Consider the following 24,796-nt stretch of genomic DNA (forward strand, 5'->3'; position numbering starts at 1 on the left):
GATAAAACTTTTACTGGAGTATCTTGTTCAGATAACGGTTCGGCGACTGCCGCTCTTGCCGTGCATTATATTTAAAAGTTATTGCATATTGGGCTGGCATAATTAAAAAGATGATTTAACTTTAAGGCGTTCTGTTTTGATTATTTATTATCATATTTAAAACAAAACCGAATCTGATAAATTGAAAATATACAACCACTTATGCAGGAATTAGACCCCACCATTCTTCAAAAAGCAAACTCATGGCTTCAAGGAAATTATGATGCTGATGTAAAGCAGGAAATTCAAAAATTAATTGACGATAAGGCATATACCGAACTGACGGATTCATTTTATCGTGATCTGGAGTTTGGTACCGGTGGCCTTCGCGGTATTATGGGGCCGGGTTCAAACCGTATCAATAAGTATACTATAGGCGCCGCCACACAGGGATTAGCTAATTATCTGAAAAAAACCTACCCCGGCGAAAAAATCAAAGTAGCTATTGCTCATGACAGCCGTAACAACGCCGATTTCTTTTCGACTATTACGGCCGAAGTTTTTTCAGCTAATGACATTTATGTTTATTTTTTTAAGGCATTACGTCCTACGCCCGAGCTTTCGTTTGCGGTACGCCATTTAGGCTGCAAAAGCGGTGTAATGCTTACAGCATCACACAACCCCAAAGAGTATAACGGGTACAAAGCTTATGGGGCCGATGGTGGGCAGTTTGTTTCTCCGCACGATAAAGCCGTGATGGACGAGGTTGCTGCAATCAGCAGCATTGATGACATCAAATTTAACCGCGTTGATGCTAATATTGAAGAAATAGGGGAGGACATTGACGAGCTTTACCTGAGCAAGATCACTGAGCTTTCTGTTTCGCCTGATGCTATTGCACGTCAAAAAGATCTTAAAATAGTTTATTCGCCAATCCATGGTACCGGTATCACATTGGTACCCCAAGCCTTGAAACGGTTTGGTTTTGAAAATGTGATCTTGGTTGATGAGCAAATAACTCCCGATGGAAATTTCCCAACAGTAGTTTACCCTAACCCCGAAGAAAAGGAAGCGCTTACACTTGCCCTTAAAAAAGCAAAGGAAACTGACGCCGACCTGGTATTGGCTACAGATCCGGATGCAGATCGTGTGGGTATTGCTGTGAAAAATACCGATGGCGAGTTTATCCTGCTCAATGGTAACCAAACCGGCGCTATGTTGATCAATTATTTATTAACCGCATGGGAAGAAAAAGGCAAGCTTACCGGTAAAGAATACATCGTTAAAACCATTGTTACCACAAATCTAATCGAACGCATAGCCGAAGCCAAGAATGTTACTTACTATAACACGCTTACCGGCTTTAAATATATCGGCGAGTTAATGACCCATTTTGAGGGTAAACAAACCTTTATAGGTGGCGGTGAAGAAAGCTATGGTTATTTGATAGGCGAACTGGTTAGGGATAAGGATGCTGTAGTTTCAAGCGCATTCATTGCAGAAATGACTGCTTATTACAAAGACAAAGGAAGCAGCCTTTTTGAAGCATTAATCGACACTTATGTGCAATATGGTTTTTACAAAGAAAAGCTGATCTCCCTGACTAAAAAAGGTAAAACCGGTGCCGAAGAAATTAAGGAAATGATGGAGAAATTCCGTACCAATCCTCCGGCTACCTTAGGCGGCTCAAAAGTAAGCACACTTAAGGATTATGAAAAACGTATTGAAACTGATTTAGCAACCAATACAAGCAAACCAATTGAATTGCCTGTATCTGATGTTTTGCAATTCATTACAGAGGACGGTAGTATCATTTCGGCCCGCCCGTCAGGCACGGAGCCTAAAATTAAGTTTTATTGCAGTGTGAACGGTAAACTTGAAAGTAAAGAGACATATAGTGAAACAGATAAAAACCTTGACGCTAAGATTGCCTCAATTATGCAGGATCTCGGTGTTTAACTATGGATAATGATGTTTGAAAAAATCCCGGCCAGATCTCAATCGGCCGGGATTTTTTATGTATGATTTATCAGTCGTTCGTTACATCGTTTTTCTGGGGCGCCTTGGTCTGTCACTTCCGGGCGACTGATCATTATTGCTCCGGTAATTGCTTTGGCTATTATAGCTTCGGGTATTGTTAGTTCTATCCCCGCCGCCTCTGTTATTGCCGTATCCAAATGACTTACGTGGTGGAGGAGTTTTCTTTATAAAGTCGTCGTTTATTTTTACACTTAATACCCGATCGGCAATAGGCGTACCGTCTAAGGCGATCACCGCGTTTTCTGCCCCGGTGCGGTCCTTCATTTCAAGAAACGCATACCCCTTACATATTCTTGTTTTTTTGTCGCGTACAATTTTAATCGTTTCCACATCGCCATGTGGACCTATCATTTTAACAAGTTCCAGCTCTGTCATTTCCAGAGGAAAGCCGCCTACAAATAATTTGACCATTTATAAATTGAGATTAAGATGATAGATAACCACCGTACACAAATTTCGTTTGATTTTTTTTAAATAAAGGATGTTTTCGCGTTAAAACCAAAGTTTATTTAATAATTCGTTGTTTTCAAGTCAGTAATGGTCAAAAAATGGCATTTTGTGACTCTTAATAATAGAACGTCATCAATACAAAACAGAGAACGACTGGTATACATCTTTAAGAAGTACTGAAGGCCCGTTGGCTGCAATTGCGTTTTCAAGGTTTTTATTGCTAAATACAGCTACCCCCATCTCGGTTTTTACCTGGTATCTCAATGACAAATTCAGTGCGGTTGTATCCCAGTTATAAATATCGGCATAAGCGTTCGGACGCCCGGTAAATGGCCCAAATGCTTTTAAGAAATAGTCCAGTATTTTATAGGCGTCAGCCACCTAAAAAAAAAGATAAATGTTCACTATTTTGTTTTTGTAAACGCGGAAACCTATTGCATCTAATAACAAACTATCTCCCTGTATCAATGGCCGCTGTCTTTATATTGATAACGAATACAATTGTCTGCATTGTGTTTAGCATCAATATCTAAACAGATAAGCTCACGGGCCGGAATAGATTAAAAATAAAACTCGTCGTTTAGGTGGCATGACTCAATCTTTTTCAGGTTCGGACAGTGTAATTTCTGTGGATCAAAAAACAAAACTAAAACGCATTAGCAATACTGTAAATCCATATATTTGAGAATATAAACCGGGGATAGGTGTGCAATTTATCTTCTAAAATGATAGCCTTAGTTGGTTGCAGTTTAATTAATTTATTGCCGTATTTGATTTGCAGAAATTGTGTGTTTGATTAATCGGATCGGTGCGTTATTAAAAACCTTTATAACAAAAATGAAATATATCTTCTGTTTGCTTTTTTCATTAATTATTCTTTCGGCAAATGCATTCACTGATCCTAATACCTTACTCGAAGAATTAAAAACTGAAATCGCAAAAAAAAATATATATGATAGCAGTAAAGAAGCAAGGATCCGAAAATTAAAGGCATATCAATCAACCCTTTCGCAAACCAATTATGATGCGCGGTTTGATACCTGGGACAAGCTTTACATCGAATACAAATCATATCAGTTTGATTCGGCGTATGTTTATGTCGATAAAATGATATCACTAAGCAAGGTAACCGGTAATAAACCAAAGGAGTATTATAGTTACGTAAGGATGGCTTTTATTCTTCTTTCGTCGGGGATGTTTAACGAGACCTTTGACTATTTGCGAAAAGTAAATGTAAAAGCCCTAAGTAATGCCGATAAAGTTGATTACTATTTCTTTTTAGCCAGGTGCAATTATGACCTGGCGAATTACAGTAATGACAAATATTTTAGCCCCGATTATATTAAGACCGGTAATAAATACATTGATTCAGCGGTCTCGTTTTGCGGCAACGACCATATAATGCATACTTATTTACTTGGTTTGAAGGATTATCAGGAAAAGAATTACGTAGAAGGGCGCATACGCTTTAAAAAATTACTGGAAAAGGACATGCCAATTTCCATGCACCTGCGTGCAATGGTGTCATGCTCATTGGGATCAATCTACCTTGAAGATAACGAAAGGCAGGAGGGTCTTAATTTGATGATGAGGGCTGCAATAGCCGATATCAAATCATCAACGCGTGAAACGGTTGCGCTTTATACGCTGGCCGAATTATTGTATAAGCAGGGGAACATCAAAGATGCTTACAGTTTTATTCAATTGGCAAAAACTGATGCCGACTTTTACGGAGCCCGGCAGCGTAAAATACAAATTGCTTCAATTTTACCATTAATAGCGGCAGCCGAGCTTAATAATACCGAGCATCAAAAAAACCGCTTCCTGGTGTTCCTGTTAATTATTACTGCGCTTGCATTGCTGGTTGTCTTTTTCCTGGTGATGATCATTAACCAATTAAAAAAGTTGAAGGTTAAAGAAGCAATAATTGAAGGGAAAAATGTGCAATTAAACCACATAAACGCGAAACTAATTGAAGATGCAAAAATTAAAGAGGAATATATCGGGCAGTTTTTTAAGGCCATTTCGGGATATATCGTTAAGCTCGAAAATTTGAAAATCTCTATTGATGCCAAGCTCTCGATGAAGAAGTATGACGCCATTCATACTTTTGTAAATAATATTGATATTAAAAAAGAAAGGGAGAGCTTATATTATAGCTTTGATCATATTTTTTTAAAGATCTTCCCTAACTTTATTACGGTGTTCAATAGCTTGTTTGCCGAGAAAGATCAGATCTGGCCTGATGAGGACGAAGTATTAAATACTGATCTTCGCATATTCGCGCTTATAAGGATGGGTATTGCTGATAATGAAACTATTGCCAAAATATTGGAATATTCTGTCAATACAATCTATGTTTACAAAATGAGGATCAAAGCCAAATCGTTGCACCCTGATCAATTCGAACAACGGATTATGGATATTAAGGCTTTTGATTACGAGTGATTTTTTTTGAAGATACATGCTAAAAACCCTGTAAAGTAGCCAAACCTTACAGGGTTTTTAGCAAAAAAAGTATTATAAATGATTAAAAAAACATTATATTTTTTGTCGCCATTTTTTATATAAATATCTGTTTTTCAATGTTTTAAATTTAAAAAACATTGAAAAAAATTATAAAATTATTAAAATAAGCCTTTTTCGCGTTTACCGCAACGGATAAGTCTTTTTCTGAGTTTATTTATAAGTAAATTGCATCAGAATTTAACCTGTAATAATTGTAAACCATTACATTTTTAAACGATCGGTCATTGTTAACCTTTTCCTGTACTCACCTGCTAACCTATCGGTACGGGCGATGTTTGCATGGCCATTATGCGTATACTTCGGGTATTATTTATTATGATAACCCGAAACCATATTAGCATGATTTCGTATAAATGTTGGGGATCTCTTTTACGGTTTGAAAACTAAACCCAAACAACAACCAATTTCAACTAAATCTCAAGTTTTATGCAAATTAAACATTTACTCAACGTATGTTTCTTTGCTGTTTTTCTCTTTTTGATGGAGCCTGCTATGGCCCAAAATAAGATAATAACAGGTAAAGTAACCGACAAAAAAGATGGCTCCCCTTTAATAGGAGTATCGGTAGTAACAGCTGTAGGTGCCCAGGGTGGCGCCATAACAGCAACAGACGGATCGTACAAAATTTCGGTCCCGGCAAATACCCCAAGTCTTACTTTTACTTATGTTGGTTTCCTGAACGCAACTATTCCATTAAACGGTCGGACTTCTGTTGATGTGCAGATGGAAGAAGCGAATCGTGCGCTGAATGAAGTTGTAGTGATCGGTTACGGTACACAGAAAGTTAAGGATGCAACTGGTTCGGTAGCCTCATTGAGCACAAAAGATTTTAACAAAGGCGTTATTTCAACTCCTGATCAATTACTTCAGGGCCGTATTTCGGGCGTACAGGTTACGCCATCAAGCGGTGAACCGGGTGCTGGGGCTACAATCGCAATACGTGGTGCTGGTTCTATTCGTTCAGGCGATGGCCCGCTTTATGTAGTTGATGGTGTTCCATTGGATAACGGTGGAGGTACAAGCGGTGGTTATGGTGTTGGAGCAGGTAGCTCATCTGCACGCAACCCGCTGGCTTTCTTGAACCCTGCTGATATTGAAAACATTTCTGTGTTAAAAGATGCGTCTTCGGCTGCTATTTATGGTTCACGTGGTGCTAATGGTGTAATTTTAATAACCACTCGTAAAGGGCGTAAAGGTCAGGGTATCCAATTTTCATCAAATACAAGTGTTTCAAGTACTGCAAAGCGTTATGACGTACTTGGTAGGGATGCGTTTTTGAAAGCAGTAGCTGCAGTTGGTGCTAATGCGGGTCCGGTAGCTGATGGAGGTATTGATTATGGTGCCAATACCGACTGGCAAAAACAGATCTTCCGCAGTCCGATATCGCAGAACTATAACTTAAGCCTGGGTGGCGCAAGCAAAGATAATACTGCAAGTTACCGTGCCTCCTTTGGCTATGACGACCAGCAGGGCATCGTGAAAAATTCAGGCCTAAAACGTTTAAACGGACGTATTAATGCTTCCAAATCATTTTTAAACGATAGGATCAAATTAGATCTCCAGTCAACCTATTCAAATGTTAAAAACCAGTATGCCCCAATTACTAATAATGCCGGTTTTAACGGAAGTTTAGTGGGTGCAGCTATACAGCTAAACCCAACAGCCCCGGTATTTGACTCACAAGGAAGATATTTTAACCTTAACGGCTATAACGATGCTGGTTACCCTAACGGTAACAGTTTCAGGAACCCGGTATCGTTATTAAATCAGATAGATGACAGGGATAATATAAACAGGTTTTTGAATAACCTTACACTTACCTTGAAGTTATTTGAAGGTCTTTCATACAAGGGCAATTTTGGAGCTGATATATCAAGGGGATTAAGAAAGACTTTTTATGATCCTAAAATTGTTGGCTATACAGATGCTATCGGTATCAGGCAGATAAACTTCCCGTCGCCAACAGGTAATGGTACTGCTATCCTTACACATAACGAGTTAACAAATTACACAACCGAACATACCTTAAACTATGACAAGAAGTGGAAGGATGGAAGCTCGCTTACAGCTTTGGCCGGTTATTCATACCAGACTTTCAAAAACTTTAACCGTAATGAATTTGGTTTCGGCACATCAACTGCCGGTGTATTAGTTAAAAATTATGATGATTTTAAAACGCATCTTCCTTATCCGGTTGGCGATAGCTCGAGCTATAAATTACAATCATACTTTGCTCGTGTAAATTACTCTTATAAAGATCGTTACATTATTACTGGTACAATCAGAAGGGACGGTTCATCGCGCTTTGGGGCTAACCATAAATATGGTAACTTCCCGGCTTTGGCTGTAAAATGGCGTATAACCAATGAAAGCTTCATGCCTAAAGATGGTTTATTTGATGATCTGAGCCTTAGGTTAAACTATGGTAAAACCGGTAACCAGGAAATTCCGGCGTACGCTTCATTACCTGTGCAGCAATTACAGGATTTTCCAGGTAATTCAGTTGCTCCGTTATACCAGGCTAATCCCGATTTGAAATGGCAAACTAACACCACCTATGGTGCAGGCCTCGATTTCTCGATCATAAAGGGACGGTTAACGGGTTCGGTTGATTATTTCAACAAATCAATTAAAGATTTGCTTTTCTTCCAGGATATTGCGCAGCCAACGTTTTCTTCGAGAATTTATAAAAACCTGGATGGTGACGTAATCAATAAAGGTGTCGAAGTAGGATTGAACCTTGCTGCTATACAGAGCAAGGACTTTAATTGGGATGTTGCTTACAACATGACTTTTATAAGCAACACGCTTAAAAACTTCAAAAATTATATTGTTACGGGTAATATCGACGGACAAGGCCTTTCTGGCGCTTATTCGCAATTAATTACCAACGGCGTGCCGCTATATACCTTCAACGTTCCGAATTATAAAGGGCTTGACGCAAATGGCTTTAGTATCTATCCTCAGGGTGTCGATGTTTCTTCACTACAAGGAAGCCCTAATCCTAAATTCACTGCCAGCTTAACCAATAACTTTAATTATAAAAACTGGAGTTTAAGCTTCTTCCTAAATGCTGCTACAGGCTTCTATATTTACAACAACACTGCAAACGCGTTCTTTTACAAAGGCAACCTTGTTAGTGGTCGTAACGTAACAAAAGAAGTAGCAGCAACCAATGAAAACCCGCTTAACTCTGGTGAGGTATCAACCCGTTTTCTTGAAAAAGGTGATTTTTTAAGATTAAGCAATGCCACCTTAGGGTATACCTTCTCGCTTAAATCTAAGGCGATAAAAACTTTAAGGGTGTCATTTACAGGGCAGAATTTATTCCTGATCACCGGTTACTCTGGTTTGGATCCGGAAATTAACACAGATAAACAACGTAATGACGTGGCTTCAAAGGGTATCGACTATACCTCTTACCCCAAGGCCCGTATATTTACTTTAGGTTTAAACGCAGGCTTTTAATAACATGAAAATGAAAAATATAACATCACGAGCAGCTCTTTGTAGCTTAGTTCTGATAACCGCAGCCGGTTGTGCAAAACTGGATGAAAAACTTTACGGATCGAAATCGTTATATGGTAACAATGCCGGATCGGCCGAACTGAATGGTGTTTACACACAATTATATGGACAAACCGATCAGGCCAATACATATGCCCTACAGGAACATCCAACGGATGAAATGATGGGTCCTACCCGCGGTACTGACTGGGGCGATTTTGGTACATGGCGTAAATTGCACACCCATACCTGGACACCTACCCACAACCAGGTAAATGATACCTGGGACCAGCTAAATATTGGTGTATTCCGTGCAACACAGGTAATCTCAAAGGCAACCGATAACAATATCAAAGCACAGGCAAGCTTTTTACGGGCCTACTTTATGTTCCAGGTGGTTGATTTGTACGGACAGCAACCTATGCGTGATCCTGATGCGCCAACCTCATCTATTCCTACAGTTATGAAACGGGCGGAAGCAACTGATTTCATAATCAAAGATTTGGAATTTGCGGAAGCTAACCTGGCAGCCACTACCGCAAATATTGGTGTTGCTAATAAAGCAGCAGCTCAGGCACTGTTGGCAAAAGTTTATTTAAATAGGGCGGTTTATGCCGCAACCACAGTTGGTGGTCCGTTTACATTTGCTAAGGCAGATATGGATAAAGTGATAGAATATGCCAACAAGGTTACCGCGGCAGGATATACTTTGGAGCCTGCCGGCAAATATTTCCAGGATTTTGCATGGGACAACTCAGAACAATCACACGGAAACATATTTGGCTTCTACAACACCGCCACATCTTCTCCTGCGCCTGCCAAAAACCGCTGGAGGATGGGCCTTCATTATAACCAAACTCCGGATGGTTGGAACGGTTTTACCACACTGGCCGATTTTTATAACTCATTTGAAGCTACCGACGAACGCCGTGGTGTAGATTATCCGGGATTAACTGATAAAGTTGGTTTAAGGGCAGGTTTTGCTGTGGGGCAACAATATGGCCCTGGTCACAAAGCTTTAACACAACGTAGTGGCAAGCCTCTGATTTTTACACCGGATGTTAACCTTAACTTTTCAACCGAAGCTCAAGGCATCAGGGTATTTAAATATTTCCCTCAACCAAAAGCTGATAACACAGTTAACGATGATAATACATCTAATGACTATGTGATTTTGCGTTACGCCGACGTGGTGCTTGAAAAAGCGGAAGCTATTTTACGTGGTGGTACTGACCCTATGGGACAAACAGCGTTGCAGCTTGTAAATTCAATCCGCGTACCTCGCGGTGCCACAGCCTTAACTTCTGTTGATTTGGCTGCTATGCTTGCTGAAAGGGGCCGTGAACTTTACTGGGAAGGTTGGAGAAGGAATGACCTGATCCGTTTTGAGAAATTTAATGATCCGGTTGATCAGCGCCCGGCCAAAACAGATAAAAGCAAAACAATTTATCCAATTCCTCAGCGTGCGGTGGATACAAATCCTAATCTTAAACAAAACCCAGGTTATTAATAATTGAGATTTATTTGATTGAAAGGAACGTAGCGGAATTTTCCGCTACGTTTGTTTTTTCGCAAAGTATATGCAACCAAAAATACTCCTGTTTCTGCTTATCTTGATCCCAACTGTTTTTTGCGCCTGTAATGGGGGGGATAAACAAACCCTGTTTACCGAGCAGAATAATGAAACCATCGGCATCAATTTCGCTAATCAGCTCAATGACCAGGACCGTACCAATGTGTTCACCTTTCGTAATTATTACAATGGAGGCGGGGTTGCCATTGGCGATGTCAATAATGATGGCCTCAATGATGTTTATCTGACATCAAACATGGGCGGCAATCAACTTTATATTAATAAGGGAAATTGGAAATTTGAAAATATAACCGATAAGGCAGGGGTTAGGGGTACTAAATACTGGAGCACCGGGGCTACTATGGTTGATATCAATGGCGATGGCTGGCTTGATATTTACGTTTGTCACAGCGGTAATGCCCGGGGCAACGAAAAGGGTAATGAACTATTTATTAATCAGCACGATGGTACGTTTAAAGAAGAAGCTCAAAAGTATGGCCTGGTAGATAATGGGTTATCCACCCAGGCCATTTTTTTCGACTACGATAATGACGGCGATCTGGACTGCTTTGTACTAAATAATTCTTTCAGGCCTATAGAGTCGTTTGATTTTAGTAAAAACCTGCGCGCTGTTGTTGATGAGTTGGGTGGTGCCCGTCTTTATCGTAATGATGGCGGCCATTTTACCAACGTAACCAAAGAAGCGGGCATATATTCAAGTGATATAGGTTTTGGTTTAGGCGTTTCTGTAGCCGATATCAACCAGGATGGATATCCTGATATCTATGTCTCCAATGATTTTTTTGAACGCGATTATCTTTATATCAACCAAAAAAACGGAACTTTTAAAGAGGATATTCAAAATGAAACCGGCCACCTGAGCCTGGCTTCAATGGGATCGGATATTGCCGATATTAATAACGATGGGCAGTATGATATTTTTACTACGGAGATGCTGCCCGAAGGCGATCGGCGTTTAAAAAAAATGACCTCGTTTGAATCGTACGATGTGATCAAAGCTAAGCAGCGCGATGGTTATTATAACCAATACATGCAAAACTGCCTGCAGGTGCGTAATAGCGACGGTACGTTCTCCGAAACTGCCTTCTATTCGGGCGTAGCAGCAACCGACTGGAGCTGGGGCGCGCTGATGTTTGATATGGATAATGACGGATGGAAAGACATTTTTGTGTCGAACGGCATCTATAAAGACCTTACCGATCAAGATTATATTGAGTTTTTGGGTAATCGCGATAACATGGCCAAAATAGCCGAAGGCCGGAAAAAATTTGATTATAAAGATTTTACCGATAAAATGGCTTCATCGCCTTTGTCTAACTATGCCTATCTGAACAATCGCAACCTTACTTTCACCAATAAATCAACTGATTTTGGTTTGGATAGGCCTGGGTTTAGTAATGGCTCGTCATATGCAGATCTGGATAATGATGGGGATAATGACCTGATTATAAATAATGAAAATGCCCCCGTTTCTATCTTTAAAAACAATGCCGAAAAAAATGGGAACCACCACATCCAGATAAAATTAAAGGGAACAGGCCTGAATACTTTTGGAATAGGTACTACGGTAAAAGTGTTTATGAAGGGCAGTTCGCTAATTTATTATAATCAGCCAACACGTGGTTTTCAAAGTTGCACATCGCCCAATTTACTTACAATAGGTATAGGTAAATACAAATCTATTGATTCGATCCAGGTGATTTGGCCGGGTAATACTTATCAGTTGTTAAAAAACGTAAACGCAGATAAAGTTTACACGGTTAAGCAAACCGATGCCGTCTTGAAATATAACTGGACAAAGCCTGCTGTTAAAACACTATTTGCCGATGTTACCAAATCAATATTTGACAGCATTCCTAAGCATAAGGAGGACGATTTTATCGATTTCGACAACGAGCGCCTGATGCTCCAGATGTTATCGACAGAAAACCCTTATGTGGTTACCGGTGACGTTAATGGCGACGGGCTGACTGATTTTTATTTCGGAAGTTCAAAAAACAGTTTTGCCAGCATCTATATCCAACAAAAGAACGGTAAGTTTAAACAAACCATTCCTGAAGATTTTAAAAAGCAGGAATACCTGGAAAATGCCGGGGCTGTTTTTGGAGATTTTGATGGCGATGGCGACCAGGACCTGATAATAGGAGTAGGAGGTAACGCCGATGAAGCCGAAACACCAGTGTACAATCCTCGTTTTTTTGTGAATGATGGCAAGGGGAATTTTCATAGGGACCCTGAGAGAACACTACATGCGGCTGTTAATGCCTCGGTGATTATTTCGGCCGATTATGATGGCGATGGCAAGCCCGACCTTTTTGTTGGGGGCAGAAGTGTGCCCGGGCTTTACGGATGTTCGCCGCAATCATTTGTTTTTCATAATGAAGGCGACGGGCATTTTACCGATGTATCAAAATTAGTATTGGGCACGGATACAAAGATTGGTATGGTAACGGCAGCCAAATGGGCTGATATTGATCATAACGGTTCGCCAGATTTGATAATTGCAGGTGATTGGATGGGGATTAAGATCTTCAAAAACAACAAAGGGAAATTTGCGGAAGATAAACAATTGGCTAATTACAAAGGCTGGTGGAGCAGTCTCGAAATTGCTGATGTGGATGGCGACGGCACCCTTGATATTATTGGCGGTAACATCGGGCTTAACTCAAAATTCAGGGCTTCGTTTGAGCGGCCCATGGAAATTTTTGTAAAGGATTTTGATAATAATGGTACAAAAGAATGTGTAACTTCCATGTATAAAAGTGATGGAGTAAACTATGTTTTTCATATGAAGCCTGATTTAGTGGGCCAGATGCCAATCTTCAAAAAACGTTTTCTGCGCTATATTGACTATGCGGGCAAACCATTTGACGAGGTATTTCCTGCTGAGATGCTTGATGGCGCTGAAAAGCACCAGATGAATTTCCTGGCTTCGGCGGTATTTTTTAATAAAGGCGGAAAATTTATTTGTAAACCACTGCCTGCCGATGCACAGTTATCTATGATAAATACTATTTTGTGTGCAGATTTTGATAATACCGGAGCTGTGAAGATCATCTTAGGGGGCAACTTTTACGGCTTTAAACCTGAAGTCGGGCGGCTTGATGCTAATCGGGGGCTTGTTTATCAATATACAAAAAATGGATTTACTTATTTTCCAGCTTCCAAAACGGGCCTCAATTTAAACGGACAGGTACGCTCATCGTTAGGTATAAGAAATGCAGCCGGTAAAAATTATTATCTGTTTGGCATTAATGATGAACCGCTTAAAGCTTATGAACTACGTTAACATCAATTTAATGCTGTTTGCCAAATATATTCTTAGATATTTCATTCTCCTTCTTGGTATTGGTGTGGTCGGCTTGTCTTCTTGTAAACCCCAAAAAACAGGAGAAGGTGTATTTAAATTACTCCCAGCTAATGAAACGGGACTAAGCTTCGAAAACAGGAACGTAGTATCCGATTCAGTTAATGTATTAGATTATTTGTATTTCTACAACGGTGCCGGCGTAGCTACCGCTGATTTTAATAACGACGGCTTGCCCGATCTTTATTTCGTATCAAACCAGGGTTCTAACAAACTTTACCTTAATAAAGGAGGGATGAAGTTTGAAGACATCACCGATAAAGCGGGTGTTGCAGGTACCGGGAATTGGAAAACCGGTGTAACTGTAATTGATATCAATGGCGATGGATTTAAAGATATCTACGTAAGCGTGGTTTCAGGTTATAAAACCTTTAAAGGTAAAAATCAGCTTTATATCAATAACGGTAATTTAACTTTTACCGAAAGCGCGGCCAAATACGGGCTCGATTTTGCAGGACTTTCTACCCAGGCTTCTTTTTTTGATTATGATAAGGATGGTGACCTGGATATGTTCCTGCTTACTTCATCAGTTCATAGCAATGATACCTATGGTGACTCAACTCAAAGGTTTAAATACAGCCATGATGCCGGCGATCATCTTTTCAGGAATGACAATGGGCACTTTACAGATGTAACGGCGGGTTCAGGTATTTATTCGGCACCGATCGGTTACGGCTTAGGTGTAAGCGTAGGTGATTTGAATAACGATGGCTGGGATGATCTTTATGTAAGTAACGACTTTTTTGAGCAGGACTATTACTATGTCAACCAGCATAACGGCACATTTAAGGAAGAGTTGAAAAATGCGTTCGGACATACCAGCCTTTTTTCAATGGGGAATACTATCAGTGATGTCAATCAGGACGGCCATTTAGATGTGCTTAGCACCGACATGCTTCCGGAAGAAATGAAGGTGTTACGATCAACCATCAACGATGAACCCTTGGATATTTATAACCAGGAAGTTAATGCCGGGTATTACTATCAATATTCAAAAAATTGCATGCAATTGAACGTGGGCAACGGCAATAAGTTTGTCGACCTGAGCTTGTATAGCGGGAATTCTGCTACAGATTGGACATGGTCGCCACTGGTGCAGGATTTTGATATGGACGGAAAGAAAGATATGTTCTTCTCTAACGGTATCAAACGCCGTCTCAATGATATGGATTACCTGAAATACCTTGGTGACCCTATGGTTATGCAGGCATATAAACAAAATCGCGTTTTTGACAAGGACAAGATCAACAGAATGCCTGAAGGCGGCGTACATAATTACTTTTATCACGGTGAGGATAAATTGAAATTTACAGATGTTTCTAACGGCAACGATATGCAGCGGGCATCTATATCGGCAGGATCTGTTGCCGTTGATTTAGATAATGATGGTGATTTGGATATTGTGACCAACAATATGGATGAGCCGGCATATATCTATAATAATACCACAATGGAAGGCCGCAAAGAAAGCAAGCCGGGCTATCTTAAATACACTGTAAAATATAACCTTTTGAACCGTGATGGCATAGGTACTAAATTTTTCCTTAAGTCAAATCATCATCTCGATCACCAGGAAATACAAACCAGCAACGCGTACGAAAGTAATTTGAATAACGAGCTGCTTTTTACATTTGCCCCTGACGATAAACCAGAATCGCTGTTAGTGGTTTGGCCTGACAATAGCTACGAAGTGGTGAAGGATTTCAGGCCCGGTCAGAAAACTACTTTAAGATATAACCCTCAAGCAGTTGAAAATAGTAAACCTATAGCTGAGGTTATCGAAGCTTTCATCAGCGATAAAAAACAGTTTGACAGCAAATCTATACAAGCAAAGCTTTTGGCCAACGTTAAAACTTTTGACACTCCCGACTTTAATTATTATTCGCTTTTACCGCACACTTATTTGCAGCACACTCCCGCAATTGCTGTAGCTGATGCCAATAATGATGGCATTGATGATATTTACGTAGGAGGCATAGCCGACGAAGAAAAATACATACTTGCAGGTAATAAATCGGGTGGATTTACCAAAGTTAAAGTGTCATTATTTGACCGGGATAAATATATTGCGGACGAGCAGGCTACATGGGCTGATGTAAATAACGATGGCAAGCCCGATTTGATCGTGATCAGCGCTAACCATCCTTTTCAGGAAACCGAGAAATTGATACAGCCTCGGTTATATATCAATAAAGGCAATTTCCAGTTTGAAGATCAACATTTACCAAAGCTCAATTACCAGGCTTCAAAAATTACGTTGTTTGATTTTAACGGAGATGGAGTGAACGATATTTTATTTACCAGCGCTGTTTCATTTAAGGATTATACAGCTACTATCCCTTCCTCAATACTCATTAATAAAGGCAATGGAAAGTTTGAAATAAGTCATGACAAAGCTTACGATCAAATCATGAACCTGCAATATGTCACCAGTATAACAACTGTCGATATCGACCACAATGGCAAGTCTGATCTGCTGATTACGGCCGAGTGGCAGCCCATTTACATTTTCCTGAATGATGGAAAAAAATTAAGTCGTTTTTCATCATCGGTTTTGGATAAGGAAAAGGGCTGGTGGCAGTCGGCTATAATAAGCGATATGGATGGCGACGGCAAGGCCGACCTTATTGCCGGTAATTGGGGATTGAATAACAAATATAATGTTACTGCTGATCAGCCGCTGTATGCCTATAATACCGATTTGGACAAGGATGGTAAAAACGATTTGATATTATCATATTTTTATAAAGGCCTTTATTTCCCTTTTCGTCCCAAAAATGATTTGGAGCAGGAACTTCCATATCTCAAAAAAGAATGGCTTAGTTATCAAAAAATGGCTGACAAAACCACCACTGAGGTATTTAAGGACAAACTGGATGACAATGATCGTTTAAGTGTAAACCAGTTCAATAGTATTTTTGTGAGCGACGTATTGCATTCTTCTTCGATTACTGCACTGCCATTTCTTTATCAGCAGGCTCCAATTAAATCGATGCTAAAATATAACAATGGAGATATATTACTGAACGGAAACTTTTGGGGTGTTGTGCCTTATGAAGGAAAGTACGATGCACTCGGCCTGGCTGGTTTACACTACAACAAACAGCAAAAGCAATTTGATGCGCCGACATACTATGTTAACGGTGCAATCAACTCACAGGAAATCAATTATCTGGTGCCAGTGAAAACAGCAGCTAACTTGAATACTTATCTCGCGGTTACCTATGATGGCCGATTAATGTTATTAAGCAAGTAGCGTAATATCACAATATTGGATAATATATTTTGGTGATCCATTTTGAAGTATCCTTTTGTGCCAGCCGATCGGTTACAAGCGATTGAAAAGGCATGGCAGGTGATACCAGCCTGTGATCTTTCATGTATCTTTTCATTTGCAACAATGCATTATTGACCGTGTTTTGGCCGCCACGTACGTCAGCCACCAATAAATTGCCCCCCTTTGGTATGTTATTTAAACTTGTTTTTTGAAAAGGAATTATCCTTTTGTCAATCGGTAAGGCGACATTAACCTGGTATTCGTGCTCATCTGTTTGGGTAACATTAAGCATAGGGAAGTTTGTTTGTTTGGCCCCCTGGCTGCCAGCGTGTTGTTGCAGGGTTGTAACGGTGTTGTAAATTACCTGTAATGAAGGATATATCGGATAGGTGTTAGCTGAAACGAGCAAAACTGTGTCTTTAGCATGATTTAAGTAGATCCTATAACCGTATGCGTTTCTTTCGTCCTCAAGGAAGTGTTTAAGGCTTAGTAAAATTTCGCCAACCAGTTTTTCCGCATCTTTGGTTTTGAAATAATTAGTTATCCGTGAAAAAAATTGGGTGTTATTCTCATCAACAGCATCCCATTTAAATTTGACAGAACCTTCGGCGTCGGCAAAATAACTTATTTCGCCATCAAAAGTCAGGTTATCTTTTTTCAATTTAAGATAGGTACTGCTATTGGTCATTTTATCGATGCTGATCTTTGTACCTTTAAAATTGTATTGCCCGTCCCCGGTTTTGGTACCGGGCCACCATTTATCCCATCCACCTTCTGTGGTCAGGAATTTTCCGGCAATAACATCGGAGGTATCAATTGACAGGTCCTGTGCTATAACAGGTTTTTCGGGGAGCAAAATATAAGCTGCCGCAATAATTATAATAACGGTAAGTACAATAAAAAAGATCTTCTTCATTTAGTTTATAAAAGACGGATACCCGGGGTGATAAATTTAATAATATCGGGTGGATTAACATGTGTATATTGTTATAAAATATGTTGCCTTTTGATTAAATAAAAAAAATGCCTGATCGGGTTAAAAAACTAATGTAAATATGCTGTAGCGTACTGAAAAAAGCCTATATTGGCTGTTGATCAATCAAAAAAACCAACAGATTTTCTCCTTGTGTATCTGCCCGGTTTTTAACCTATTTTATAACTTATGAGATCCTTTTTATTTTGTCTTGCCGGTGTATTATTTTTATTCACATCCTGTAAAAAGCCCTACTATGAAAAAGTACTCCACGATCCCGAACTTTATCGTATAACCGTTAAAAAACTTAATGATATTGTACTGGAAAATAACTTTCCGCCGGTTACAGCTTCCCGTAATTATGTATATGCCAATATAGCCGCTTATGAAGTTATAGCTTCCGGCGATCCTGAGCATTTTAGATCATTAGCCGGGCAAATTAAGCACTTACCGGCTGTACCCAAAGCGTCAAAAGATACTGCTGTTGATTACCAATTTGCTTCGTTGCTTGCCTTTTGCACAGTCGGCAATGCGGTAACGTTTCCGGAAGGTAGTATGGATCAATATGTTGATGAGCTTAAAAAGAAGGCCAAAGATGCAGGTATGCCGTCGGTTTTGTTTGAAGGTTCCGTAAACTACGCTGATAAAGTCGCTAAATTTATATTGAAGTGGAGCAAAGGAGATCACTATGCACAAACCCGGTCGGCAAGTAAATACACGGTAAAACAGCAGGATGGTCGTTGGATCCCCACGCCGCCCATGTACGCGCAGGCCCTTGAGGCCCATTGGGGTGAGATCAGGCCCATGGTGCTGGATTCCACAGCCCAATTTATTCCGCCCGATCCGCCGGCCTTCAATGTTAAAGACCATAATAGTCCCTTTTACAAACAAGCGCTTGAGGTAAAACAAATGGTTGACAGCTTAACCAAAGAAGAGAAACACCAGGCAGATTTTTGGGACGATAATGCTTTTAAACTCAATGTAGTTGGCCATGCATCGTTCGCGACCAAGAAATTTTCCCCCGGGGGGCACTGGATGAATATTACTGCAATCGGTACAAGAAGTAAAAAGTTTGATTTTGGAACCACAGTAAGCGTTTATACCGAGACTGCTATTGCGCTGTTTGACGGCTTTATTAATTGCTGGTACCTTAAATACCGCTCAAATTACGTTCGCCCCGAAACGATAATTACTAAATATATGGATGCCGAATGGCGCCCATATATTCAAACACCTCCATTTCCGGAGTATAGTAGCGGCCATGCCGTAATTTCGGCAGCCGCAGCCGAGGTGCTTACCAATAGGATTGGTGATAATTTTGCATATACAGATTCATCAGAAATGGAGTTTGGGATCGATCCGCTTTCTTTTAAATCATTCCGGGCGGCCGCGAAATCGGCAGGGATGTCAAGGGTAATGGGAGGGATCCATTTTAAAAATGCCTGTATTGTGGGCAATAAACAAGGCGCCGAGATTGGGCAACTGGTGGTGAAAAAGCTACAATTAAAGATTAAGTAGTATTTTAATTATTTACTTAGATAGTTGATTTTGAATAAGATATTTAAATTCGGTTTGTTTTTCGCTTTGCTGGTACCGGCTGTGTCGGGGGCGCAAAGCATCGATCCGTGGAAAATTAAAGCCGACAAAATTGATCCAGCAAACTATTACGGAATTACGGTGGCCAACGGGATGATCGGGATAGTATCAGCGCCGGAGCCTTTCAAGGTTAAAAATGTAGTACTGGCCGGCGCCTATGATCTGTACGGCAGGGGACGGGTAAGCAATTTCCTGAACAGCTTTAACCTGCTTAATATGTACCTTGAAATAGATGGCAGGCGGATCGATGCCAAAAGTATCAGCAATTTTAGGCAGGAACTGGATATGCAGCATGCTGCGTTCACCATTACTTTTGATTATGCTGATAAAGCAACTATAAAATATACCTATTACTCGCTGCGGCAATTGCCTTTTACTGTTTTGATGGATGTTTCGGTAACAGCAAAACAGGCTATCAACATTACTTCGGCCAGTGTAATGGAGGCGCCCGATGCGCTTAAAGAAGTGCAGAACTATTATAACGAAATCGACAGACCGCATGTAACCATTAGTTTGCTTACCTCAATGGCAAAGAGCCCTACAGGTAAAATGCAGTTATGTGCATCTACTTCGTTCTTATTCAGCGAACCGCATGGACATGAGCCGCGGATTATTCATGAAATGTGGGACAATAATATGCACCTTATGAAGTTTAGCAAAGCGATAGCTGCCGGGCAAACTTATAATTATGCGGTAACTGGTTCGTCCATAACTTCAGCCCACCATGCCGACCCGCTGAACGAAGCTGAACGACTTACCATTTTTGCCAAACTGGAAGGTCGGGACAGGCTAATTAAATTTCATAACAAAGCTTGGGATGAGCTGTGGACAAGTGATATCCAAATTGAGGGTGATGACCAGTCACAGCAGGATATTCACAGCATGTTATATCATTTATATTCATTCTCGAGGGCTGGTACAGCATACTCACCTTCGCCTATGGGACTTTCAGGGTTGGGTTACAATGGCCACGTTTTTTGGGATTGTGATGTTTGGATGTATCCGGCTATGCTGGTTTTACACCCCGACATTGCCAAATCAATGGTTGAATACCGGTTTGAACGATTGGATGCCGCGCGTAAAAATGCTTTTTCGCATGGTTATAAAGGAGCGATGTTCCCCTGGGAAAGCGCTGACAGCGGGGTAGAGGAAACACCGGTTTGGGCATTGAGCGGTCCGTTTGAGCACCACATTACTGCGGATGTAGCGCTGGCCGCGTGGAATTACTATTGTGTAACCCAGGACAAACAATGGTTGAAAGAAAAAGGCTGGCCGATACTTTCAGCCACTGCCGATTTTTGGGCAAGCAGAGTTGAACGCAATGGGCCCGGTCATTACGATATTAAAAACGTAGTTGCTGCAGATGAATGGGCCGAAAACATTGACAACAATGCTTTCACCAATGCCGCAGCGAAAGCTAACTTGCTAAATGCTACCGCTGCTGCCAAAATCCTGGGTGAAAAGGCTGATGCCGATTGGGTAAATGTTGCTCAAAACATCCCGATCCTGAAGCTGGATAATGGCGTTACCAGCGAACACGCTTCTTACAAAGGTGAAGGAATTAAACAGGCTGATGTTAACCTGTTGGCTTACCCGCTTAAAACAATAACCGATCCGGCACAAATAAAAAAAGATCTTGAATACTACGAAACCCGTGTACCTAACGAAGGTACACCTGCCATGACCCAGGCCGTTTTTGCTTTATTATACTCGCGGTTGGGTAATGGCGAAAAGGCATTTCACTTTTTTAAGGATGCTTATGAACCTAATCTCAACCCGCCGTTCCGGGTAATTGCCGAAACAAAAGGCGGGACCAATCCGTATTTTGCTACAGGTGCAGGTGGCATTATTCAAAGTTTATTGATGGGTTTTGGCGGTTTGGATATTACACTAACCGGCATAGTACAAGTTAAAAGCAAGTTGCCTGCTAACTGGAAATCATTAAAAATTACCGGCGTAGGGATGAATAGGGCTACTTATACAATAAAGTAACTGCTTTATAACTTTATACATTATGCCCCTTTAAAATCTCCTGCGTTTGACAGAGAGAACGAACTGGCGATTGGAAGACTTACGAAGTTTCAAAAACTTCGTAAGTCTGGATTCTGAAACTTGCTTTACCAGGTAGTTAGTTCTGAACTTCTGCAGGTGCCTTTTCTAACTGCTGGGTATCGATATGATACCTGTTAACTAAATGCAGCAGTACCCCATTCGTCCAGCCGAAACCATCTTGTAGGGGGTATTCACCACCGCCGGCAGTTAATTGGGTATCAACCACATTATACTTTTCAAGTAATTTACCGGTCTGTTTAAACACCCGGATGTTAAGTTTAAGCCAGCGGGTGGCAATTTCTTTGGCCAGCGTATTGTAATTGTATTTTTCGAGCCCGTCAATAGCTATGTATTGCAGTGGGGCCCAGCCATTGGGTGCATCCCACTGCTGGCCGGAAAAGTTGAGTGTAGTAACCAGTCCGCCGGGTTTCAGGAAATTATTTTTGAGCCCATCGGCCACAAGGCGGGCTTGCTCATCACTGGCAATTTTAAATTCGAGCGGGAACTCCCCTGCAAGTGTTTCCACACTTGATAGTTGATTCAGCCTCCAGTTATAATCATCAAACCAGCCTGTTTTCTGGTTCCAGCAATATTTCAGGATCGCATTTTTTCGACTATTTGCCCGATACCTATACATTTTGGCCAGCTTTGCATTTGAGAGCTGGTTCAGACTGCGTGCAATAGTCATTTCCAGGTTATATAATAAGCAATTCAAATCAATCGGTATAATGTCGGTGGTTTGTATAGTTGGCAACTTGCCCGACGAATCAAACCAGCGCGTGCTAAAATCCCAACCCGAAGCCGCCGCTGCCCGCACGTTGCGGTAAAATTGTGCTGTCGGTTGTTTGCTTTCTTTGGCGGCATCTACATCTTTTATATATGATTCTTCGCGGGGTTCATCACTTTCGTCCCAATAACGGTTCAATATCTGCCCATCCGGCATTCGTACAACCCGGTGTGTAGCCTGGTTGGCTTGTACGGCCTCCCATCCATGCATCCAATATTCATATTCTTTGATCAATTGCGGACTGAAATGTACCAATACTTTCTCTCCCTCAATTTTTGCCAACAGATTTACCATCATAGCAAAAAATGGCGGTTGCGAACGGGTAAGATAATAACTTCGGTTGCCGTTGGGGATAAAGCCGTATTTATCAATGAGGTAGGCAAAGTTTTCGACCATGTTGCGGATCACTTTAACCTGATGGCTTTCCTGTAGACCCAACATCGTAAAATACGAATCCCAATAGTAAATTTCTCTGAACCTGCCGCCTGGTACAATGTAAGGGTTAGGCAGCGCCAGGGTTGAAGAAAAAGGTTTTGCTTCATCCGGACGGCGTTGTAACACCTGCCACAAAGTATCAATATGTTTGCGGATACCGGAAGATATATCTGTTTGAAAATTGTTGTGCGATACAGGTACGTTAAAATTGGCCAATACAAATGCCTGCAGGTTAAACCCTGGCTGATCTTTCTGTTCGTTATAAGCCTTCATGATCAGCGCTGGATCCTGTTTGGGCACAGCGTCGACAAAAGTTTTGTTATCCGGGAAAATAGTTGAAGTTTGAACCGCCTCAAACAATCCCGGGAATTGTTGCCGGGGTGTAGGCGTTTGCGATTTTGCGTTAAGTACAAAGAATAAAAATGCGAGTAAAAAAAGTTTTCTCATCAGCCTAAAATTATACCCCGTTGCAGAATGGGTAATTGGTTTATAACAGGTTATAAATTTACTATTTTTGGAACGAATATAACCGGTATCTGATTTGTTTTAAGGGGTTTTTGTGCGATATTATCGCGGGGAAATAATTGATATCAAGGTATGGGCCAATTAAAAACAAACACATAAGCCATTTATTATGATAAACTTTTTACGGAAGGGAAGTATTATATTTTCATTATTACTTGCCCAGTTATGCTATGGGCAGTCGCGGGTTAATACCCTGCCTTCCTGGGCCTTTGGCGGCTTTGTCCGGCCGGCAAATATCAATCCTATCATCTCACCAGATACGGTTTCCCGGTTCCTTGATCCGATGAGTAGAAAGCAGGTTCAATGGGAAGCCAATGATACTTTTAACCCTGCCGCGACCATAAAAAATAATAAAATAGTAGTACTATACCGGGCTGAGGACTTGTACGGTATCGGTATTGGCTTCCGTACTTCACGGGTTGGGTATGCCGAAAGTGCTGATGGTATTCAGTTTAGCAGAAGGAAAACCCCGGTGCTGTATCCCGATAATGATATTGCTAAAAAGTACGAATGGCCCGGAGGCTGTGAAGACCCCCGCGTAGCCGTTACGCCCGGCGGCACCTATGTTGTTTTTTACACCGAATGGAACCGCGATTTGCCAAGATTAGGTGTGGCCACATCAAAAGACCTCATCCATTGGAAAAAACACGGGCCGATATTTGAAACAGCTTATCAGGGCAAATTTTTCAATATCGCCAGTAAATCGGCGTCCATATTAACCCGGGTGATCAACGGTAAACAAGTGATTATTAAAACAAATGGAAAATATTGGTTGTATTGGGGCGAGCATCATGTATACGCGGCAACATCAACAAACCTGGTGGACTGGGCTCCGGTGGTTGATAATAAAGGAGAGTTGAAAGAGCTGATGTCGCCGCGTGATGGTTATTTCGACAGTGACTTAACTGAGTGCGGCCCGCCTGCTTTGATGACCAAAAACGGTGTAATCCTATTTTACAACGGCAAAAACAAACCCGCCGAAGGCAGAGACACCCGGTTTAACGCCAATTCATACTGTGCAGGACAGGCCTTGTTTGATGCAAAAGATCCTTCTAAATTCAAAACACGCCTTGATTTTCCTTTCTTAAGACCAATGGAACCTTTCGAGAAAAGTGGTCAGTATATTAACGGAACAGTGTTTATTGAAGGGATGGTTTATTTTAAAAAGAAGTGGTTCCTTTACTATGGCTGTGCCGATTCACGGGTAGCTGTGGCTGTATATGATCCATCTAAACCGGCGCCTCCTGATCCGGTTGAATAGTATTTGACATTTGTTTATTGTTGAAGATCAAAATGCAACGTAAAACTTTTGGTTGTGACGGCTAAAGTTTTATCTTCATAGTAAAAATCTTTATCATGCTTTATATCTTAATCTCAGTGGCAATTATTCTTTTTATTGCCCACGTTATTTTGTTATTTACTTCGTTTTCAAATGCCGGCATTATTCCCTCACGCTACTTTTACTCGCATCTAACGCTTTGGCTTACCGGCTTATCTGTGTTTGCTTTAGCTGCCCTGTATAGTGGTACAAACCAGTCAACCTTCCTTGATTATTTTAATACCTGGATGAGGAGATCGTATATCGTGCTGTTTACTTTTGGCCTATCGTTGATTGCTCATGCTGTTGTTACTTTTTTAGTGCTTCCATTATTACGGAAATCTAAAAGCTAATAATAACTTATAGC

The 24,796-nt window shown here is 40.8% G+C and carries 14 protein-coding genes; 10 read left to right on the forward strand and 4 right to left on the reverse strand.

Going from position 1 to position 24,796, the window contains the following annotated elements:
• Positions 1-201: 201 nt before the first annotated feature.
• Positions 202-1,938: a phospho-sugar mutase gene (locus BLS28_RS03415; protein ID WP_091162866.1), complete on the forward strand. Its 1,737-nt coding sequence runs from the start codon at positions 202-204 to the stop codon at positions 1,936-1,938.
• Between the two features lie 81 nt (positions 1,939-2,019).
• Here BLS28_RS03415 and BLS28_RS03420 read toward each other — a convergent pair whose 3' ends face one another.
• Positions 2,020-2,430, reverse strand: coding sequence for an RNA recognition motif domain-containing protein (locus BLS28_RS03420; protein ID WP_091162867.1), 411 nt, complete (start codon positions 2,428-2,430; stop codon positions 2,020-2,022).
• A 171-nt stretch (positions 2,431-2,601) separates the two neighbouring features.
• Positions 2,602-2,850, reverse strand: a complete 249-nt coding sequence (locus BLS28_RS03425) for a hypothetical protein (protein WP_091162868.1) — start codon at positions 2,848-2,850, stop codon at positions 2,602-2,604.
• 456 nt (positions 2,851-3,306) lie between these two features.
• Here BLS28_RS03425 and susR point away from each other — a divergent pair, with 456 nt between their 5' ends.
• The 5 genes from susR (at position 3,307) to BLS28_RS03450 (ending at position 16,722) form a co-directional block, all read left to right on the forward strand.
• On the forward strand, positions 3,307-4,917 hold the full coding sequence (susR, locus tag BLS28_RS03430; RefSeq protein WP_143020682.1) for a SusR family glycan utilization regulator: 1,611 nt from the start codon (positions 3,307-3,309) through the stop codon (positions 4,915-4,917).
• A 507-nt stretch (positions 4,918-5,424) separates the two neighbouring features.
• Positions 5,425-8,466: a SusC/RagA family TonB-linked outer membrane protein gene (locus BLS28_RS03435; protein WP_091162870.1), complete on the forward strand. Its 3,042-nt coding sequence runs from the start codon at positions 5,425-5,427 to the stop codon at positions 8,464-8,466.
• Between the two features lie 10 nt (positions 8,467-8,476).
• Positions 8,477-10,015, forward strand: a complete 1,539-nt coding sequence (locus BLS28_RS03440) for a RagB/SusD family nutrient uptake outer membrane protein (protein ID WP_218134335.1) — start codon at positions 8,477-8,479, stop codon at positions 10,013-10,015.
• Positions 10,016-10,085: 70 nt separating this feature from the next.
• Positions 10,086-13,388, forward strand: a complete 3,303-nt coding sequence (locus tag BLS28_RS03445) for a VCBS repeat-containing protein (RefSeq protein ID WP_091162872.1) — start codon at positions 10,086-10,088, stop codon at positions 13,386-13,388.
• Positions 13,375-16,722: an FG-GAP repeat domain-containing protein gene (locus BLS28_RS03450; protein WP_176844355.1), complete on the forward strand. Its 3,348-nt coding sequence runs from the start codon at positions 13,375-13,377 to the stop codon at positions 16,720-16,722. The genes BLS28_RS03445 and BLS28_RS03450 overlap by 14 nt, the downstream gene beginning before the upstream one ends.
• Positions 16,723-16,729: 7 nt before the next feature.
• Here the strand turns inward: BLS28_RS03450 and BLS28_RS03455 are convergent, their stop codons facing one another.
• Entirely contained in the window at positions 16,730-17,659 is a 930-nt protein-coding gene (locus BLS28_RS03455; protein ID WP_091162874.1) for a GyrI-like domain-containing protein, read from the reverse strand.
• 246 nt (positions 17,660-17,905) lie between these two features.
• On the opposite strand from BLS28_RS03455, the gene BLS28_RS03460 reads away from it, so the two are divergent.
• Together BLS28_RS03460 and BLS28_RS03465 are read left to right on the forward strand one after the other, a co-directional pair.
• Positions 17,906-19,234 carry a vanadium-dependent haloperoxidase gene (locus BLS28_RS03460; protein ID WP_091162875.1) on the forward strand — a complete coding sequence of 443 codons (1,329 nt, stop codon included), beginning with the start codon at positions 17,906-17,908 and terminating at the stop codon, positions 19,232-19,234.
• 30 nt (positions 19,235-19,264) lie between these two features.
• Complete coding sequence (locus BLS28_RS03465) at positions 19,265-21,304, forward strand: kojibiose hydrolase (RefSeq protein WP_256337330.1); 2,040 nt, start codon at positions 19,265-19,267, stop codon at positions 21,302-21,304.
• A gap of 136 nt (positions 21,305-21,440) precedes the next feature.
• Here BLS28_RS03465 and treA read toward each other — a convergent pair whose 3' ends face one another.
• The gene (gene treA / locus BLS28_RS03470; RefSeq protein WP_091162876.1) at positions 21,441-23,033 is read right to left on the reverse strand and encodes an alpha,alpha-trehalase TreA; all 1,593 of its coding nucleotides are present in this window, start codon (positions 23,031-23,033) and stop codon (positions 21,441-21,443) included.
• A 187-nt stretch (positions 23,034-23,220) separates the two neighbouring features.
• Between treA and BLS28_RS03475 the strand changes: the two genes are divergently transcribed.
• Positions 23,221-24,372: a beta-1,2-mannosidase gene (locus BLS28_RS03475; protein ID WP_091162877.1), complete on the forward strand. Its 1,152-nt coding sequence runs from the start codon at positions 23,221-23,223 to the stop codon at positions 24,370-24,372.
• A gap of 95 nt (positions 24,373-24,467) precedes the next feature.
• On the forward strand, positions 24,468-24,782 hold the full coding sequence (locus BLS28_RS03480) for a hypothetical protein (protein ID WP_091162878.1): 315 nt from the start codon (positions 24,468-24,470) through the stop codon (positions 24,780-24,782).
• The last annotated feature ends 14 nt before the right edge of the window (positions 24,783-24,796 follow it).

This window comes from Mucilaginibacter gossypii (genome assembly GCF_900100945.1).
In the GTDB taxonomy this organism is placed as follows: domain Bacteria; phylum Bacteroidota; class Bacteroidia; order Sphingobacteriales; family Sphingobacteriaceae; genus Mucilaginibacter; species Mucilaginibacter gossypii.

What these genes read in the sequence shown, in the direction of transcription:
- BLS28_RS03440 (WP_218134335.1), top strand. Translation starts at nt 8,477, where the DNA reads ATGAAAAATATAACATCACGAGCAGCTCTTTGTAGCTTAGTTCTGATA.
- BLS28_RS03445 (WP_091162872.1), top strand. Translation starts at nt 10,086, where the DNA reads ATGCAACCAAAAATACTCCTGTTTCTGCTTATCTTGATCCCAACTGTT.
- BLS28_RS03455 (WP_091162874.1), bottom strand. Translation starts at nt 17,659, where the DNA reads ATGAAGAAGATCTTTTTTATTGTACTTACCGTTATTATAATTATTGCG.
- BLS28_RS03450 (WP_176844355.1), top strand. Translation starts at nt 13,375, where the DNA reads ATGAACTACGTTAACATCAATTTAATGCTGTTTGCCAAATATATTCTT.
- BLS28_RS03420 (WP_091162867.1), bottom strand. Translation starts at nt 2,430, where the DNA reads ATGGTCAAATTATTTGTAGGCGGCTTTCCTCTGGAAATGACAGAGCTG.
- BLS28_RS03460 (WP_091162875.1), top strand. Translation starts at nt 17,906, where the DNA reads ATGAGATCCTTTTTATTTTGTCTTGCCGGTGTATTATTTTTATTCACA.
- BLS28_RS03415 (WP_091162866.1), top strand. Translation starts at nt 202, where the DNA reads ATGCAGGAATTAGACCCCACCATTCTTCAAAAAGCAAACTCATGGCTT.
- BLS28_RS03475 (WP_091162877.1), top strand. Translation starts at nt 23,221, where the DNA reads ATGATAAACTTTTTACGGAAGGGAAGTATTATATTTTCATTATTACTT.
- treA (WP_091162876.1), bottom strand. Translation starts at nt 23,033, where the DNA reads ATGAGAAAACTTTTTTTACTCGCATTTTTATTCTTTGTACTTAACGCA.
- BLS28_RS03480 (WP_091162878.1), top strand. Translation starts at nt 24,468, where the DNA reads ATGCTTTATATCTTAATCTCAGTGGCAATTATTCTTTTTATTGCCCAC.
- susR (WP_143020682.1), top strand. Translation starts at nt 3,307, where the DNA reads ATGAAATATATCTTCTGTTTGCTTTTTTCATTAATTATTCTTTCGGCA.
- BLS28_RS03435 (WP_091162870.1), top strand. Translation starts at nt 5,425, where the DNA reads ATGCAAATTAAACATTTACTCAACGTATGTTTCTTTGCTGTTTTTCTC.